The organism is Candidatus Pantoea floridensis (assembly GCF_900215435.1).
GTDB classification, from domain to species: Bacteria; Pseudomonadota; Gammaproteobacteria; order Enterobacterales; family Enterobacteriaceae; genus Pantoea; species Pantoea floridensis.
Map to the genome: position 1 here is coordinate 2,246,158 of NZ_OCMY01000001.1, position 17,733 is coordinate 2,263,890.

17 protein-coding genes are annotated in these 17,733 nt (G+C 54.6%); 10 read left to right on the plus strand and 7 right to left on the minus strand.

The features are described 5' to 3' along the window. The first annotated feature begins 61 nt into the window (after nucleotides 1–61). A complete protein-coding gene (gene greB, locus CRO19_RS10485; protein WP_097097636.1) occupies nucleotides 62–550 on the plus strand; it encodes a transcription elongation factor GreB in 489 nt (162 codons plus the stop codon). A 56-nt stretch (nucleotides 551–606) separates the two neighbouring features. Here the strand turns inward: greB and yjbE are convergent, their stop codons facing one another. Then, nucleotides 607–849: an exopolysaccharide production protein YjbE gene (gene yjbE, locus CRO19_RS10490; protein WP_097095778.1), complete on the minus strand. Its 243-nt coding sequence runs from the start codon at nucleotides 847–849 to the stop codon at nucleotides 607–609. A gap of 512 nt (nucleotides 850–1,361) precedes the next feature. On the opposite strand from yjbE, the gene ompR reads away from it, so the two are divergent. Further along, entirely contained in the window at nucleotides 1,362–2,081 is a 720-nt protein-coding gene (ompR, locus tag CRO19_RS10495) for an osmolarity response regulator transcription factor OmpR (protein ID WP_001157751.1), read from the plus strand. Next, a complete protein-coding gene (envZ, locus tag CRO19_RS10500; protein ID WP_097095779.1) occupies nucleotides 2,078–3,442 on the plus strand; it encodes a two-component system sensor histidine kinase EnvZ in 1,365 nt (454 codons plus the stop codon). Before ompR ends, envZ begins: the two co-directional genes overlap by 4 nt. 71 nt (nucleotides 3,443–3,513) lie before the next feature. On the opposite strand, the gene pckA is transcribed toward envZ, so the two are convergent. The 5 genes from pckA to CRO19_RS10525 form a co-directional block, all read right to left on the minus strand. After that, nucleotides 3,514–5,133 (minus strand): phosphoenolpyruvate carboxykinase (ATP), encoded by a 1,620-nt coding sequence (gene pckA, locus CRO19_RS10505; protein WP_097095780.1) that lies wholly within the window; start codon nucleotides 5,131–5,133, stop codon nucleotides 3,514–3,516. A 274-nt stretch (nucleotides 5,134–5,407) separates the two neighbouring features. Continuing rightward, nucleotides 5,408–6,280: an Hsp33 family molecular chaperone HslO gene (gene hslO / locus CRO19_RS10510; protein WP_097095781.1), complete on the minus strand. Its 873-nt coding sequence runs from the start codon at nucleotides 6,278–6,280 to the stop codon at nucleotides 5,408–5,410. Between the two features lie 24 nt (nucleotides 6,281–6,304). Beyond that, a complete protein-coding gene (gene hslR, locus CRO19_RS10515; RefSeq protein ID WP_097095782.1) occupies nucleotides 6,305–6,706 on the minus strand; it encodes a ribosome-associated heat shock protein Hsp15 in 402 nt (133 codons plus the stop codon). Nucleotides 6,707–6,719: 13 nt separating this feature from the next. Further along, the gene (yrfG, locus tag CRO19_RS10520; protein ID WP_097095783.1) at nucleotides 6,720–7,388 is read right to left on the minus strand and encodes a GMP/IMP nucleotidase; all 669 of its coding nucleotides are present in this window, start codon (nucleotides 7,386–7,388) and stop codon (nucleotides 6,720–6,722) included. A 53-nt stretch (nucleotides 7,389–7,441) separates the two neighbouring features. Beyond that, entirely contained in the window at nucleotides 7,442–9,583 is a 2,142-nt protein-coding gene (locus CRO19_RS10525) for an intracellular growth attenuator family protein (protein WP_097095784.1), read from the minus strand. Nucleotides 9,584–9,980: 397 nt separating this feature from the next. Between CRO19_RS10525 and nudE the strand changes: the two genes are divergently transcribed. Beyond that, the gene (gene nudE / locus CRO19_RS10530; protein ID WP_097095785.1) at nucleotides 9,981–10,547 is read left to right on the plus strand and encodes an ADP compounds hydrolase NudE; all 567 of its coding nucleotides are present in this window, start codon (nucleotides 9,981–9,983) and stop codon (nucleotides 10,545–10,547) included. A 52-nt stretch (nucleotides 10,548–10,599) separates the two neighbouring features. Here nudE and mrcA read toward each other — a convergent pair whose 3' ends face one another. Then, entirely contained in the window at nucleotides 10,600–13,146 is a 2,547-nt protein-coding gene (mrcA, locus tag CRO19_RS10535) for a peptidoglycan glycosyltransferase/peptidoglycan DD-transpeptidase MrcA (protein ID WP_097095786.1), read from the minus strand. Nucleotides 13,147–13,295: 149 nt separating this feature from the next. Here mrcA and pilM point away from each other — a divergent pair, with 149 nt between their 5' ends. The 6 genes from pilM (at nucleotide 13,296) to aroK (ending at nucleotide 17,708) form a co-directional block, all read left to right on the plus strand. Beyond that, on the plus strand, nucleotides 13,296–14,105 hold the full coding sequence (gene pilM, locus CRO19_RS10540) for a type IV pilus biogenesis protein PilM (RefSeq protein ID WP_097095787.1): 810 nt from the start codon (nucleotides 13,296–13,298) through the stop codon (nucleotides 14,103–14,105). Continuing rightward, nucleotides 14,102–14,647, plus strand: a complete 546-nt coding sequence (locus CRO19_RS10545; protein WP_320204473.1) for a PilN domain-containing protein — start codon at nucleotides 14,102–14,104, stop codon at nucleotides 14,645–14,647. Before pilM ends, CRO19_RS10545 begins: the two co-directional genes overlap by 4 nt. Next, the gene (locus tag CRO19_RS10550; protein ID WP_097095788.1) at nucleotides 14,640–15,134 is read left to right on the plus strand and encodes a HofO family protein; all 495 of its coding nucleotides are present in this window, start codon (nucleotides 14,640–14,642) and stop codon (nucleotides 15,132–15,134) included. Before CRO19_RS10545 ends, CRO19_RS10550 begins: the two co-directional genes overlap by 8 nt. After that, entirely contained in the window at nucleotides 15,124–15,504 is a 381-nt protein-coding gene (locus CRO19_RS10555; RefSeq protein ID WP_097095789.1) for a HofP DNA utilization family protein, read from the plus strand. Before CRO19_RS10550 ends, CRO19_RS10555 begins: the two co-directional genes overlap by 11 nt. Then, nucleotides 15,446–16,705 carry a DNA uptake porin HofQ gene (hofQ, locus tag CRO19_RS10560; protein ID WP_097095790.1) on the plus strand — a complete coding sequence of 420 codons (1,260 nt, stop codon included), beginning with the start codon at nucleotides 15,446–15,448 and terminating at the stop codon, nucleotides 16,703–16,705. Before CRO19_RS10555 ends, hofQ begins: the two co-directional genes overlap by 59 nt. A 481-nt stretch (nucleotides 16,706–17,186) precedes the next feature. Then, on the plus strand, nucleotides 17,187–17,708 hold the full coding sequence (gene aroK / locus CRO19_RS10565) for a shikimate kinase AroK (RefSeq protein WP_008107887.1): 522 nt from the start codon (nucleotides 17,187–17,189) through the stop codon (nucleotides 17,706–17,708). Nucleotides 17,709–17,733 lie beyond the last annotated feature (25 nt).

Consider the following 17,733-nt stretch of genomic DNA (forward strand, 5'->3'; position numbering starts at 1 on the left):
GATGGTGGCGACGCTGTCGCTTATTGTTAGCCTCTTTGCTGTGAAGAAACGCGTTGACGTCATGAAAACCCAACTGATTACCCGCGAAGGCTATAACAAGCTGCGCGCAGAACACGACCATTTGTGGAACGAAAAGCGTCCCGAAATTACCAAAATTGTCTCCTGGGCGGCTAGCCTAGGCGATCGCTCAGAAAACGCCGATTACACCTACAACAAGCGTCTGCTGCGCCAGATCGATCGCCGGGTACGCTACCTGCGTAAATGTCTCGCCGATCTGAAAATCGTCGATTACGCGCCGCAGCAGGAAGGCAAAGTGTTTTTTGGTGCCTGGGTGCAGGTGGAGAACGAGCAGGGCGATGTGAAACGTTTCCGCATTGTCGGGCCGGATGAGATTTACGGCGAGACGATGAAAGAGTACATCTCGATCGATTCGCCCATGGCGCGCGCGCTCATCAAGAAAGAAGTGGATGATGAAGTGCTGGTGAATACGCCGGAAGGGCAGAAGCTGTGGTTTGTGAACAGCATTGATTATGTGAAGGATGCGCCTTAAAGATAGGGCGCTGGTCGCCATGAATGGCGACCCTACGACGGATGTGCGCGTACGTGTTATTTGCCTGGCGCGGTCGCGGTGGTGGTTGAGGTACCACTGCTACCCTTATCGCCGCCGCCTATGGTAGCCAGGGCCACACCGAGCAATGCACCAACGGCGCCGATACCAATAGCGTCAGAATTACCTTTCGCGGTGGTGGATGCCTGCGCGCCAGCCGCTTCGCCCGCGCTGGTAGCAGCCTGAACCTGAGTGATGCTGGTCAGCATCAGTGCGCCCAGCAGAATAACGGTTTTTTTCATCTTTCTTTCTCCACATGAACTCAATAACGGCAGGTACGACTGCAGTGTCGGAGATCGTGTTGTGATAAGAAAGAGGGGTTTATTGCCTGATTTATCTAGCTTTATTTAACGCTGGTCTTGTTTTTTTCCACTGTGGAATTATTCCGAGAGCAGATGTGCGGTACAAAGGACAGACGCGAGATTTTATGGTGCCTTTGACGCAGTACAGAGATATTCTGCACCGCAACCTTAAGTCAAATCACGCTGAATGCCGTTCTGGCCGCGATTTAATGTGTAATATTCCAGTAACAGAAAGAAAAAGCGCCGAATTTTCAGATAAGCGCTAAGCGGCTTGAAAGCACAGATAAAAAACGCGAAGCGAAGCGCATTTCAGGGCTAAAAATAAATATAAGCTGCTGTTTAATATGCTTTGTAACAATTTCGGCTAGAATATAAACCATTAATGACTGTCACACTGGGGCCTCTTTTTTTAACAATATTGGCTCAGGCAATGGCGCCTTTGGGAGTTGAACATGCAAGAGAACTACAAAATTCTGGTCGTCGATGACGATATGCGTCTGCGTGCGTTGCTGGAACGCTATCTCACCGAGCAGGGCTTTCAGGTGCGTAGCGTTGCCAACGCCGAGCAAATGGATCGACTGTTAACCCGTGAATCCTTCCATCTGATGGTGCTCGACTTAATGCTGCCGGGCGAAGATGGTTTATCTATCTGTCGTCGTCTGCGCAGTCAAAGTAACCCCATGCCGATCATTATGGTCACCGCAAAAGGTGAAGAAGTGGATCGTATTGTGGGTCTGGAAATCGGTGCGGATGACTACATTCCTAAACCCTTTAACCCACGTGAGCTGCTGGCGCGTATTCGTGCCGTGCTGCGTCGTCAGGCCAATGAACTGCCAGGCGCGCCTTCGCAGGAAGAAGCGGTTATCGCTTTCGGTAAGTTCAAGCTGAATCTCGGTACCCGCGAAATGTTCCGCGAAGATGAGCCGATGCCGCTAACCAGCGGTGAGTTTGCCGTGCTGAAAGCGCTGGTGAGCCATCCACGTGAGCCGTTATCACGCGATAAGCTGATGAATCTGGCGCGCGGTCGCGAATACAGTGCGATGGAACGCTCCATCGATGTGCAGATTTCTCGTCTGCGTCGTATGGTGGAAGAAGATCCGGCGCATCCACGCTACATCCAGACCGTTTGGGGTCTTGGCTACGTATTCGTTCCGGACGGCAGCAAAGCATGAGGCGATTGCGCTTCTCACCCCGCAGTTCGTTTGCCCGCACCTTGTTATTGATCGTTACCTTGCTGTTCGTCAGCCTGGTAACGACCTATCTGGTGGTGCTCAATTTCGCCATTCTTCCCAGTTTGCAGCAGTTCAATAAGGTTCTCGCGTACGAAGTGCGTATGTTGATGACCGATCGGCTGCAGCTGGAAGATGGAACTCAGTTGGAAGTGCCTCCGGCTTTCCGACGCGAAATTTATCGTGAGCTGGGCATCTCGTTGTATACCAACGCGGCGGCGGAAGAGAGCGGTTTGCGCTGGGCGCAGCATTACGAATTCCTCAGTGAACAGATGGGCCAACAGCTGGGTGGCCCCACCGATGTGCGCGTTGAAGTGAATAAGAACTCGCCGGTGGTGTGGCTGAAAACCTGGCTGTCGCCGGATATCTGGGTGCGCGTACCGCTCACTGAAATCCATCAGGGCGACTTCTCACCGCTGTTTCGCTACACGCTGGCGATTATGCTGCTGGCGATAGGCGGAGCCTGGCTGTTTATCCGCATCCAAAACCGACCCCTGGTCGATTTAGAACATGCGGCGTTGCAGGTGGGGAAAGGCATTATTCCGCCACCGCTGCGCGAGTATGGCGCATCTGAAGTGCGTTCGGTGACGCGTGCGTTTAACCAAATGGCGGCCGGCGTGAAGCAGTTGGCCGACGACCGTACCTTGCTGATGGCTGGTGTCAGTCATGACTTGCGTACGCCGCTGACGCGTATCCGCCTTGCCACCGAAATGATGGGTGAGCAGGATGGTTATCTGGCGGAGTCGATCAACAAAGATATCGAAGAGTGCAACGCTATCATCGAGCAGTTCATCGATTATCTGCGCACCGGGCAAGAGATGCAGACCGAACGTGCCGACCTAAACAGCGTGCTGGGTGAAGTGGTTGCGGCAGAGAGCGGCTACGAGCGTGAAATTGAGAACGCGGTGATGTCCGAAGATTTAATGCTGGATATCAACCCGCTGTCGATTAAGCGTGCGCTGGCGAATCTGGTGGTCAATGCGGCGCGTTACGGTAACGGTTGGATTAAGGTTAGCAGCGGCAAAGAGCTGAACCGCGCGTGGTTCCAGGTGGAAGATGATGGTCCGGGCATTAAGCCGGATCAGCTACAGCATCTGTTCCAGCCGTTTGTGCGCGGCGATAGCGCACGCAGCACCAGCGGCACCGGCCTCGGTCTGGCAATTGTGCAGCGTATTATTGATGCGCACGACGGTTCGCTGGAGATTGGTGAAAGCGATCGCGGTGGATTACGTATTCGCGCGTGGTTGCCGATCCCCGAAGGCAGCGGCAGTACTGCGGTGGTGAGTATTAATCATAGTGTCTGATGCCAGGTGCGCATGAATGCGCCCCTACGGTGGGTTTGTAGGTGGGCATTTATGCCCACCTGGGTTTCACATCACAGCTGCGGACCCGCCTGCACCAGCGCTTTCCCCGCCTCGTTATCCGTGTACTTCTCAAAGTTAGTGATAAAGCGCTGCGCCAGATCCTGCGCGGCTTGTTGCCAGGCGGCTTCTGTCGGCCAGCTGCGGCGCGGATCGAGAATGGCACTCTCCACCTGCGGTAAACTTTTCGGCATCTGCAGGTTGAACACCGGCAGCGTTTCGGTCTCAACATCATCCAGCTCACCGGCCAGAATGGCGTTGATGATGGCGCGCGTGTCTTTCAGCGAGATACGCTTGCCGCTGCCGTTCCAGCCGGTATTTACCAGATAGGCCTGCGCACCGGCCGCTTCCATACGCTTTACCAGCACATCGGAATATTGTGTGGGATGCAGCGTCAGGAACGCCGCGCCGAAGCAGGCGGAGAAGGTGGGCGTCGGCTGCGTTACGCCGCGCTCGGTGCCGGCCAGTTTGGCGGTAAAGCCTGACAGGAAGTGATATTGCGTCTGCTCCGGCGTTAAGCGTGAAACCGGCGGCAGCACGCCAAAAGCATCGGCGGTGAGGAAAATCACCCGCTTCGCATGGCCCGCTTTTGAAACCGGCTGCACGATATTCTCGATATGCTCAATTGGGTAGGAGACGCGGGTATTTTCGGTCTTGCTGCCGTCGGCATAATCAACGCTGCCATCGGCGCGTACCACCACGTTTTCCAGCAGAGCATCACGACGGATGGCGCGATAGATTTCCGGCTCCGCCTGCTCAGAAAGATTGATGGTTTTGGCGTAGCAGCCACCTTCAAAGTTGAACACGCCATCGTCATCCCAACCGTGTTCGTCATCGCCAATCAGCTGGCGATCCGGATCGGTCGACAACGTGGTTTTGCCGGTGCCGGACAGGCCAAAGAATACCGCCACGTCGCCCGCTTTGCCGACGTTCGCCGAACAGTGCATCGACGCGATGCCCTTCAGCGGCAGCAGGTAGTTCATGATAGCGAACAGACCTTTCTTCATCTCGCCGCCGTACCAGGTGCCACCAATCAGCTGCATGCGCTCGGTCAGGTTGAAGGCAACGAAGTTTTCGGAGTGCAGACCCTGCGCCTGCCAGTCCGGATTGGTGCACTGCGCGGCGTTCATCACCACGAAATCCGGCTTGAAGTCTGCCAGTTCTGCTTCGCTCGGACGAATAAACATGTTTTTGACGAAGTGCGCCTGCCATGCGACTTCCATTACGAAGCGCACGCTGAGACGCGTGTCGGGGTTGGCACCGCAGAACGCATCAACCACAAACAGACGTTTGCCGGAAAGCTGCTGCGTGCAGCGATCTTTCAGCGCCTGCCAGGTTTCCTGTGACAGCGGCTGGTTATCATTTTTGCCGTTGCCGACATCGTTCCACCACAGCGTGTCGCGCGTGGTGTCGTCCCGTACGATGTATTTATCTTTGGGCGAGCGACCGGTGAAGATGCCGGTATCCACGGCAATCGCGCCGCTCTGCGTCAGAATGCCTCGCGCATAACCTTCCAGCTCTGGGCGAGTTTCTTCCTGAAACAGGGTGTCGAAATCAGGGTTGTACACCACTTCGGTGGTGCCGCTGATGCCCATAGAGGCGAGGTCTTGCGATGTCAGGCCGTTAACGCGCATGTGACTGCTCCTTTAATCGGTATCTGTTACTGCGTATTTTTATGGGGGATTCTGCCTCCTGCCGCGCATAGCCGCGCAGGGCAGATCGCGCGCAGTGTACTCTTATGAGCACAGCGGAAAAGAGAAGATAGTCAGAAATGCGAGCTGGAACGTGACAAGTAGAGAAATCTGCCACTTATGTAATTAAAGTCAGCGTTATTTAGCTAATAACCGTGATAAATGATAGGGATACGTTCAGAAGGAAATGCGGGCGGATAAACCGCCCGGCAGGTAATTAATGCACTTGATCGCTATTGTTGGTTGGCGCGTTACGAATGGCAGCAATATCTACCGCATCGTAAACATAATGCGAACCACAGTAGTCGCAGTGCATGTCGATTTTGCCATCTTCTGCGAGGATTTCGTCCACTTCTTCAACCGGCAGCGTATTCAGCACCTCGCCGCAGCGCTCGCGTGAGCAAGTGCATTTGAAGCTTACCGGTGATGGATCAAACACCGTGGCTTCTTCCTGATGATACAGGCGCCACAGTACGTCGGTGGCAGGCAACTCAATCAGTTCTTCGCTTTTTACGGTTTCGGTCAACGTGGCGAGGTGATTGAAATCATCCAGGCTTGGCTCTTGCGCAGGCAGTACCTGCAGCAAAATGCCCGCTGCGCCTTTTTCGCTGGTGCGGATAAACAGGCGGGTTGGCAGCTGTTCTGAACGCATGAAGTAATCTTCCAGGCAGCCTGCCAGGGTATCCGCTTCCAGACCCACCACGCCTTGATAACGTTCACCTTTCTCTGGTGAAATCGTGATCACCAGATAGCCGTTACCCACCATCTCTTTCAGGCTGCTATGAGGTGCGATCTCGGCATCTTCTTTCACCTGCGCCACGCCACGCAGCTCCTGGCGGTTGTTACCGTTGATCACTGCCAGCGTCAGCGGGCCATCGCCCTGCAGCTGCACGGTGATATCGCCATCAAACTTCAGCGTAGCGGTTAGCAAGCTGGTGGCCACCAGTAGCTCGCCCAGCAAGGTTTTTACCGGCTCGACGTAATCGTGATTTTTGATCATTTCACGCCAGGTTTCCGTCACGTTAACCAGCTCGCCGCGCACGGCGACATTTTCGAACAGGTAACGGTGCAGTTGATCGTTTGCAGACATAGTGTTTCTCACGTTGGGGGCGCGTTATTTATCGCCCGACAATTTAAACTTCATCAGATCGCGGCGCTCTTTCTTATCCGGGCGGCGATCGGGGTGCGGCATGGTTAACGCATTCATCTTGCGCGCTAGTGCGGTTTTCTCACGCTTTTCGATACTGGCGTCGGTTTCGGCATACAGCGTTTGCGCTTCAGTTGCAGGACGACGTTGATCGGTGACCGCGGTGATCACCACGGTGCGTTCGTCATTGCCCTGGCGCAGCGTCAACTCGGCGTTTAGCTCCACTAATTTGCTGGGCTTGCTGCGCTGACCGTTGTAATGCACTTTGCCGCCTTCCACCATTTCGCGCGCCAGCGCACGCGTTTTGTAGAAGCGTGCGGCCCACAGCCATTTGTCGAGGCGGACGCCTTCGCTGATTTTTTCTTTCATTGCGGCTCCTGCTTTAACGCAGCGTCTCACACAGTTGACGATAATCTCGTACCGCCGGATGACGCTGGAAAGATTGATCGGGCCGACCGGAATCCGGATTGCTGACGCCTAAGCACCAGCGAATGCCCCAGCTTGTCGCCGCATCCAGAATCGCTTCGCTGTCATCAATGAATAGCGTGCGCGAACTATCAAACGCGGTGTGCTGCTGGACGGCCTGCCAGAGACGCGGATCCTCTTTCGGATATCCAAAGGTATGGGTAGAAAGTAATAAATCAAGGTGGGCAGCTAATCCGGTCTGCTCCAGCTTCACATCAAGATTATAAGGATGCGCATTGGTTAACAAAATGGTGCGTTTGCCGGCGGCGCGCAGCGCCTGCAGCAGCGGCAGGGTATCTTCACGCATCGCCGCGCGCTGGCGCTTTTCCCACGTCATGGCACGAATATCCAGCGCCAGCTCCTGCGACCAGTAATCGAGACAATACCAGTTTAGCGTATGCACCACGGCCTGATACTTCTGCTGAATAAGCTGATGCGCTTCGCTCAGCGTGATAGCGCGCTCACGGCTCAGCGTTTCAGGAACGTGTTCCAGCCAGAAGTGACGATCGAAAGCGAGATCGAGTAGCGTGCCGTCCATATCCAGCAGCACGGTATCAATCTCTGACCAGTTAAGCGTAACCTGCATTTTCGTTCTCGCCGCAAAAAAGTGGGCGACAGGGTAGCACAGAAGGGGAGGGCTCAGAACAGCGAGCGCACGCTCTGCATCGTGTTCAGATTGTGGTTGAAGCACTTGTCGTAATACTGCTGGATTTCGGCCATACGCAGACGATTACGATGAATGCGACGCAGCGCCAGCAAGCCGTTGATGACCGCGCTGGCAATCAGCACCAGCATCAGCAACGCGGTGCCTAAATAGCGCCATTGCGCCATGGCATCTGGCTCATTATGCAGTGCGATATGGCGCGTGCCGTTGGCATCGGTGGTAATGCTGGTGATGATGCCGCTGGCGGCGAAAGGCGTGTGCAGCAGCATTTCCGACATGCGCTGTAGCTCGCGCCACTGCGAGGGGGCGTCAAGATCAAACAGCGATACTGATGGCTGCGGCTGCGTCACCATCTGGCGGCCTTCATCACTGATAATCAGGAAGCCACCCGGCGGCGGGCTATTGAGATTTTCCGCAGCGCGACGCGTTTCACGCGAGAAGAAGGTTGACGTCGCGGTGTTGACCAGGTTTTCCAGCGCTTCCGCACTTACCGGGCGCAGCAGCACGTTCATGCCATTAAGTTTGCCGGAATCTGCGCGGTGGATCAGCGAATCCCAATCTTTGGCGTTACCGAGGTTCACCAGCGCATTTTTCAGGCGCACGCAATCCTGTTGCTGGCTGCACAGCTCTTGCGTTTTCAGTACGAGATCGGAGAAATCATCCAGCAGAATCATGCCGGATTTTTGAATTGCCGAGGCTAGCTGCGGATTAAGTTTTGGATCGGTATTGGTTTCCGGATGCAGCTGGCGCGTGGTGGTATCAAGCAGCGCCGCTGCTTTATCGATAATATCGGACTGCGGCAGGGGCAGCGCAGGTGCGTTGTTCCAGTAAATGGCTGAGCAGTCGAACGGCATGTAAGCGTAGCTGCGGTTGCTTTGATAGTTACCTGGCACCGAACACATGCCGGTACCGCCGACTTTCAGGCTGTCACCAATGTGTAAGGGCAGGGCATTGAGTTTGTCTACGCTGTTGACCTCAATGCTTTCAGTGCCTTTCACCCATGCAAAGCTGAGTTTGAGCGGCATGCTGAGGGGAATCCAGGTAAAGAGCATTACCAGCACCAGCAGCGAACCGCACGCCAGCACCAGATTTTTACGCCAGCGCTGTACCGGGAAGTTACGCACTTCGTCCTGCAGTGACAGGAAACGCCCCTGACGCACCACCTGACGATTAAGGTACATCTCCACATCGGTGGTCTGGCCTAAATCATGCGCCACATAAGGCTGCCAGTGCGCGGGGTAGATGAGATCGATAATGCCGAGGGAGATATTGCTCTGCTCCTGGTTTGATTCCCCGAACAAGCCCCAGCGCTTTGGCGCACCGCGCAGACAGTGCACGTCGCGCAGGCCTTTCGCACCCGGGAAGCGGTAGAGAAACCACAGGCTGACGGCGATCATCAGGCAACCGAGCACCGCAATCCACACCATTAAGCTGCCGGGCAGCACCAGACTAAGGAAGAACAGCAGGAAAGCGAAACAGATCGCTACCGCTTCGCGCGTGCCGTCTGCGCGAGATAGCTGATACTCTTCGGCGGTCTCTTTGCGCACCTGCAGCAGTTCAACGTTTTCGCTCTCTTCTTTACGAATTGAAGCGTTGGTTGATATAGGGCGCACCAGCGGGGGGAGTGCCGGTTGTTCAATCGCGTAATTCACCAGCGAATGGCCGTTAAGCGAAATCACCAGCGGCAGGGTTTGCGTGCGAATCAGTTCAACGTAGTTTTCATCCGCGATGTACTGCTCCCACAGCGGCGGCAAATGCACTTCTACTTCATCGAGATAGTAGCGCCATTTCTGCGGATCGTCGGTGGAGAGGCCATAGCGTGTAATCGCGCGGGTGACGGGATAAACATTATTGCTCTGCGCGGTGAGCGTCAACGCTTCGGATTCACGCGGCTTCTTTGCGGATCGTGAACTCTGCTGGTCATGCTGTTTTGCCAGTAGCGCAATGTACTTTTCTACCGCGCTGCGTTCTTCATCGGTGAGTTTGCGATTTGGAGGACTGATAAACGGCAGCGGTTTCGCCAACGGCGGACGATGCCGCATAGCGTACCAGTAGCCGATACCTGCAAGTAACGAACAGGCGAGCATGACAGCCAGAATGACAATGTAAGTGCTCATGCTTTGCTCAATCCAGCCAAAAAACTGCCTTCACGTTTACGATGTACTCCCGATGAATCCATCAATACAAGTCAATTTTGGCGAGCAGATGTCATTCTGACAAGGGAAAAGTCAGATAAAATAACGCGCAAAATCATTTAATTATAGTTTGTTAGATTATTCCTTAACGGGATGTTAACGAGCTGCGACTCAATTAAAAATCGGTATTTTCTGAATTTAACAAAACACCGTTGACTTATTGTGAATTTTTAACTTCATAGATAACAAGAAGTTGTTAGTAGCAGTAAGTGGATATGTGTCACCATAGTTTACCTACACGGTGAGTCGCACAATGGTTCGGGCTTAGGTATGCTGGCGTCATCACGTTTCACAGGGTTGTGCTAAGTTTGAGGCTGATATGAAAACCCCCATGAAAAAACCTGACATCCTCAATGTGGAAGCGGTTGCCCGCTCCCGCTTATTCACTATTGAAGCGGTCGACCTCGCTTTCAGCAATGGCGAGCGCCGTGTCTATGAGCGTATGAAGCCTTCCGATCGTGAAGCAGTGATGATTGTGCCAATTATCGGTGATGACGTGATCCTGATTCAGGAATACGCGGTAGGCCTGGAAAGCTACGAACTGGGTTTTCCTAAAGGGCTGATCGATCCCGGCGAGAGCGCATTTGAGGCTGCCGATCGTGAATTGAAAGAAGAGGCGGGATTCGGTGCCACTAAGCTGGAAGCGCTGGGCAAGCTGACCATGGCGCCGTCTTACTTCTCCAGCAAAATGAATATTGTGGTGGCGGAAGGCTTGTACGAAGAGAAGCTGGAGGGCGATGAGCCGGAGCCGTTGATTGTCCATCGCTGGCCGTTGAAGAATCTGCTGGCACTGCTGGAAGAACCCGACTTCCGCGAAGCACGTAATGTCAGCGCTCTGTTTATGGTGCGTGAGTGGCTGGTGAAGCAGGGCCGCTTGAGCTATTAACATTGCAGTCTCGTCTAAAAAAGAAAGCCGGCAGATTTGCCGGCTTTTTTAATCAGAACAGTTCGTGGCTTTGGCCATTGTCCATGATGGTAGTGCCGACATCATGAACCGAATATTCCGTTGGCTGCGTACCGTTGATGAAATACTCCTGGCGCGAGTTACCGCCATTGGCCAGTTTGCCGGTACTGCGATCAATATTAACAGTGACCACGCCATCTGGCGGAGTCAGCGGTTGCACCGGTACGCCTTCCAGCGCTGATTTCATATAATCGTCCCACGCAGGTTGCGCACTCTTCGCGCCGCCTTCGTAGCCGGAGATTTGATCCGGAATCGCACCTGACATGGTTGAACGACCCAGTGCGCGTGAATCATCAAAGCCAATCCACACCGACGTGACAACACCCGGGCCGTAACCGGAGAACCACGCATCTTTCGAGCTGTTAGTGGTACCGGTTTTACCTCCGATATCATTACGTTTCAGGTCGCGGCCCGCGCGCCAGCCCGTTCCCATCCAGCCGGGTTCACCAAAGATATTACTGTTCAGCGCGCTCTTGATCAGGAACGACAGTGGCGTATTAATGACGTGCGGTGCATATTGCTGATCGCCACCCGATTGCGGTTGCGCAGGCACCTGCTCAAGTTCTGGCTGCGGCACGGTCTGATTCTGCGACTGATCGGAGGTGGCAACATTCTCTATGCTCTCTTCATTCAGTGCGACAGACTTTTTCGTGTCGCCATAGATCACCGGCAAGTTGCACTGCGGGCAGGCAATTTTGGGTTTCTCTTCGAAGATCACGCCGCCTTGTTCATTCTCAATCTTAGTGATGAAGTACGGATCGACCAGGAAGCCGCCGTTAGCCATTACGGCGTAGCCGCGCACCACCTGCATTGGTGTGAACGACGCCGCGCCTAACGCTAACGATTCGGTATGCACGATGTTCTGCGCCGGGAAGCCGAAACGCTGCAGATACTCTGCCGCGTAATCAACGCCCATCGCACGCATCGCACGCACCATCACCACGTTTTTCGACTCGCCCAGGCCCTGACGCAAACGAATCGGACCAGCGTAAGTCGGCGGTGAGTTTTTCGGACGCCAGTCGGCACCTGCACCGGCATCCCAGCGGGAAATCGGCACGTCATTCAAAATGGAAGCCAGCGTTAAACCGCGATCCATCGCTGCGGTATAGAGGAACGGTTTAATATTGGAACCGACCTGACGCAGCGCTTGTGTGGCACGGTTGAACATGCTCTGGTTGAAGTCGAAGCCACCGACTAACGCGCGAACAGCACCATCTTCTGGATTGAGCGAAACCAGAGCGGAGTTCACCACCGGCACCTGAGCCAGCCACCAGGCATTGTCTACCTTGCGTACCCAAATCTGCTGGCCCGCTTGCAGCACCTGCGTCAGGCTGCGCGGTGTGGGTCCCTGAAGCGTATCCGATTTGTAAGCACGCGCCCATCGCACGCCCGCCATTCCTATGGAAACACTGCTGCCATCTTTCAACGTTGCAGTGGCTTCTTCGGCATTAGCACTGGTAATCACGGCTGCGTTGAGTGGACCGTAAGTAGGAAGATCTTTCAGGGCTTTAAGAATTCGGGTTCTATCCCAACTGGCTTCGCCTGGTTTCCACAGCACATTGGTCGGGCCGCGATAGCCGTGGCGCATGTCATATGCCAGCACATTGTTACGTACGGCCTGCTGCGCGGCTTCCTGCAGACGACGGGTGACGGTGGTATAAACCTTATAGCCATCTTCATACGCGCCATCACCGTAGCGCTTCACCATCTCCTGGCGCACCATTTCACTCAAGTATGGTGCTGAGAACGCGATTTCCGGGCCGTGATAGCTGGCCGTCAACGGCGTGTTGCGGGCTTCGTCATACTGCTGCTGGGTGATGTAGTTTTGATCCAGCATACGCGCCAGCACCACATTACGACGTGAAAGCGCACGCGCGTGAGAATAAAGCGGGTTGAAAGTCGACGGTGCCTTTGGCAAGCCGGCAATCACCGCCATTTCGCTCAGCGACAGCTGATCAATCGATTTGCCAAAATAGACCTGCGCTGCAGCGCCAACGCCATAAGCGCGATAGCCGAGATAGATCTTGTTGAGGTACAACTCAAGAATTTCATCTTTGCTTAGCAGCTGTTCGATGCGAATGGCCAGGAACGCTTCCTTAATTTTACGCATCAAAGTGCGTTCCGGACTGAGGAAGAAGTTACGCGCCAACTGCTGGGTAATGGTACTTGCACCCTGCGAAGCATGGCCGGACATCAGCGCGATACTGGCTGCACGAAAGATGCCCACCGGATCAACACCATGATGCTCGTAAAAACGGCTATCTTCGGTGGCAATAAACGCTTTGATGAGTTCAGGCGGCATCTGCTGCAGCGTCAGCGGGACACGACGCTTCTCACCATACTGGGCGATCAGTTCGCCATCTGCGCTGTAAACCTGCATAGGGGTTTGCAGGCGCACATCTTTCAATGTGTTCACATCGGGCAGCTGCGGCTCTATGTATTTGTACAAACCATAAACCGTGCCGGCTCCCAGCAAAATGCAACACACTGCAAGGATCAATAAATACTTTACGAACTTCACCTGAGAATTCCCATCTGTTGTCGTTTGAGCAGTTTATAAGCAACCGCGCGGTAGTATAAAGACAAGCCTGACGCTTTGATATACCCGTCAGACTTGAAGTTGCCCGGGTATTGGAGCTCATTACCTTCAACGATAAGGAGATCGCGCACATGGCTTTTCAGCGCTGGCAAATCGGACTGGACATCCAAAACGGGCAAATCTGTGCCCTTGGCATTGAACGCCGACGTCACGGTTGGCAGTTGCGACATTGGTGGCAACAAACGCTGCCGCAAGATACGTTAAGAAACGGTGTGCTGCAAACCACGCCTGCGTTACTGGATATGTTAGGGCGCTGGCAGTGCCATCTGCCGAAGCGTTACTCACTGCGCGTTGGCCTGCCGCCGCAGCTGGTATTGCAACGCACCTTGCCGCTGCCTGAAACCTCGCTCCGTGAGCCTGCGCTGAGTCGCTATGTAGCGGCTTCCGCGCAACGTCTGTTTCCTGTCGAGCCCGCTTCGCTGTCGCTGGATTACCGTTTGCCGGGTAAAGCCTCGCAGCTGTGTGTCACCGCCGCGCGGCGCGAAGTGATTGCGCAATGGCTGGCCCCCTTGCAGCAGGCGGGCCTGAGACCAGACGTGTTCGAGTTGAGCAGTCTGGCGCTCACGCAAATCGCCATGCGCATGCCTTTGCGACATAACCAGCTGCTGATTCATCCGCTCAGCGATCACTGGTTATGGACGCTCGCCGGTGAAAGCACCTCGTCTGGCGCAGCCACTGAACCCCTCACGTTTGCGCTATTGCATGAAACGTTCCCGCAGATGGAAACCGTATTTTGCACATCAACAGCCGTCTTGCCGGAAGAGCAGGTTCAGCGCTGCCAGCCGTTGACGCTGCTGCACTATCTCCAACCACCTTTACCTGCGCAGGAAGGTGATTTTACCGTCGCGCTGGGTTTGGCTCTGCGACCGGAGGATTCATGATGCTGGCGGTCAATTTACTGCCCTGGCGCCTGCATCAGCAGCAGCGCCAGCGAAAACAGAGCATAACGCTGCTGACGCTCACCTTAATGTTGACCTTGTTCATGCTGCTAATGCTGTGGTGGCGCGGGTTCGCTACGCGGCAGCAGCAGTTGGAGCAGCTGATGGATATCACTTTTATCCTTAACGCGCTGCAACAACAGCTGGAAAAGCAGCAATCCCTGCTTCAACAGCGTGAATCATTGCTGCAGACGCAGCGCGCCGAGCAGCAACGACAGGTCCAGCATCGGCGCTGGCAAGGTTTCTGGCAGCAGCTGCCGGAATTGATGCCTGAAACCTTGTGGCTGAACCGACTCGAACGTCGACAAGGACAACTCATACTGGAAGGTCAGGCGCAGAGCATGGCGGCCGTGAGTGACTTTCGCCACCAGCTAATGACGCAGCCGCTTTTTTCCAGTGTGAGGCAGGGCGGTGTGCAACGGCAGGTCAGCGGCGACTACCGTTTTGCTCTGCATGCACGCGTGCAGGAGTTGGCAGATGAATGATCTCCTGCAGCGCTGGCTGACGCTGACGCTACCGTGGCGCATTGCCGGGGCGATGTTGCCGTCACTGCTGCTCTTCGCGCTGGCGTGGCTCGTGCTGCTTCGTCCGCAGCAGCTAATGCGTGAGGCACAAGAGCGAAAGATTGAGCAGATGGAACAACAGCAGCAACAGCGACAGCAAAAACTGACTTCTCTCCCCAGCATTGCTGCCTTAGAGGCGGAGATAGTTGCGCTGCAACAACCCGTAACGGGCAGCGAAGCACCGCAAACTCTGGAAAAAATCGTGGCTGCACGCGGTAAGCAGCTGGAAGCCTGGCAGCCGGACAGCCAGCCACAGCAGCTTCAGCTGCGACTGATCTGGCCGCAATTTTTGCCACTGTTTAGCGAGTTAGCCAGCACCTCTTTACCCGTGCCGCAACGTTTTCAGCTGCAAGCAGAGCAAGGCGTATTGAACACGCAGTTTTGGCTGGAGAGTGACGATGCGGAGTAGCGGCTTGCTGTTACTGCTATGTACCTCTCTGGCGCTGGCACGCGATCCCTTTCAGCCGCTGACCGAGAACCTATGCCAGGCACCGGCCAGTGCACCGGAAGGCTGGCGCCTGCAGGGCATTGTTGGCGTGCCGCCGCACTACGTGGCATGGCTGATTTCACCGCAAGGTAAAAGCCATCGGCTCATTGAGAACCAGCCTTTTCCGCTGCCGCCCTGGCGAGTGCTGCAGCTAACGGCACACACGCTGGTGTTAAGTGCCGTCCAACGCTGTCCACCTCAGCAAATAACATGGGTAATAAAAGGAGGTTTTTATGAAATGGATGATGGTACTGATGTTGCTGTGCCTAAGCGCGCCGCTGCGCGCCAGTGACGATCGCTTAAGTCTGGTATTTGACGATGCGCCGGTTGAGCGCATTTTGCAGGCGCTAGCGGATTATCAGGAGATTAACTTGCTCATTGCGCCGGGCGTTGAGGGCCGGTTATCGCTGCGGTTAGATAACGTTGATTGGCAACGCGCGCTGGCATTAGTGACGCAGATGGCAAAACTCACCGTCGTGCAGGAAGAAGGCGTGCTGCTGGTCTACCCGGAAAGCTGGCAACAGCTGCAGATACAGCAGGCACAGGCCGAGCGTGAAGAGAAACAGCAACAAACCCCGCTGGAGCAGCAAAGCGTGACGCTGCATTACGCCAGCGCCAGCGATATTTACCGCAGCCTGCAGGCTGAGCCCTCGCTGATGACAGCGCGCGGCAGCGTCACCGTGGACAGTCGCACCAATAGTTTGCTGCTGCGCGATACTGCACAAGCGCTACGTGAGACCGAGCGGTGGATAAAAGCGTTGGATTTACCGCTGGAGCAGGTGGAACTTGCCGCGCATATCGTCACCATCAACGAAGAACATCTGCGTGAACTCGGCGTTAACTGGGGCACTTCTCCGGCAGATGTTGTCACTCAGGCGCTAAGAAATCCGCTGTTGGATATTCCATTGGCGGTGGGTAATCCGGCGCTTCGTGCCGGCGTCACGCTTGGTCAGGTTAGTGGTGAACTGTTAAACCTGGAGTTAAGCGCGCTAGAGCAGGAGAACCAAATCGAAATTATCGCCAGCCCGCGGCTATTTACCGCCCATCAACAAACCGCCACGATCAAACAAGGTACGGAAATCCCTTATGAGGTGAAGTCTGGCAACAGCGGGGCAACGGCGATCGAATTTAAAGAGGCGGTGCTGGGCATGGAGGTGACGCCCGTGGTGCTGGGTAACGGTCGAATACAGCTCAAATTAAAACTGAGCCAGAATTTACCCGGGCGCAGCGTGAATATTGGCGATAATCAGGTGCTCAGCATCGATAAGCAGGAGATTGAAACCCAGGTAACCCTGCGTGATGGCGAAACCTTAGCGCTCGGCGGTATTTTCCAGCAGCAGCGTACGCAGAGTGCAAAACGCGTCCCCTGGCTGGGCGAGCTACCGCTACTGGGAAATTTGTTCAGCCATCAGACCGACGAACAGAAAAAAAAGGAGCTGGTTATCTTTATTACCCCCAGACTGGTCAGGGAAGCAGCGCTTTCCGCCGGATAAAGCGGAAAATTCGTTCTGTGAAGCCAACTGCGTTGACGCAGGGCAGGAATTAGCTTACAAGGTTTAGCGATTTTCAAAACGGTGTAACGGAACGCGGCAGAATAACCTTCCGAATGACGTCGGTCACAAGCGATACTGGCGTCAAAAGAAATATCTCCAAAATAATTCGAGTTGCAGGAAGGCGTTAAATGAGTGAATTCACAGTGCTTACCCAGGTAAGTGATTAGGGTGAATGACCCCAGCCAGCGGACCTGTAGCGTGAAATAGGATGGATTAGCGGAGGTGCGTTACCGTCTCGCGAACCACAGACCGGTCCTGTTAAGAGGTCGCCGGGGGCAATTTATTCGGTTGCCAAACGGCCATGAGTGTTGAGATAATTTTCCGTCTGACTCTTGTTAACGCTCATGAGGTCTCAGTTCCTGTCCCGCCAGCTATGCTGAACGCGGGGTATCATCAACGAATTCTTAGTAATACCGATAAAATGGCAGAGAAACGCAATATCTTTCTGGTTGGGCCGATGGGTGCCGGCAAAAGCACTATTGGTCGTCAGTTGGCTCAGCAACTCAATATGGAATTTTTCGATTCCGATCAGGAAATTGAGCGACGCACCGGAGCGGATGTAGGCTGGGTATTTGATGTGGAAGGCGAAGAAGGCTTCCGCGATCGTGAAGAAAAGATCATTAATGAGCTGACCGAGAAGCAGGGCATTGTCCTGGCGACAGGTGGCGGCTCAGTCAAATCCCGCGAGACCCGTAATCGTCTCTCCGCCCGCGGTGTGGTCGTGTACCTTGAAACCACCATCGAAAAGCAGCTTGCTCGTACCCAGCGTGATAAAAAGCGTCCGCTGTTGCAGGTTGAATCACCGCCGCGCGAAGTACTGGAAGCGCTGGCAGGTGAACGTAATCCGCTTTATGAAGAGATCGCTGATGTCACTATTCGCACTGACGATCAGAGTGCAAAAGTGGTGGCCAATCAGATCATCAACATGCTGGAAAAGAACTAATCCAGCGCCCTGAGGGCTCAGCAAT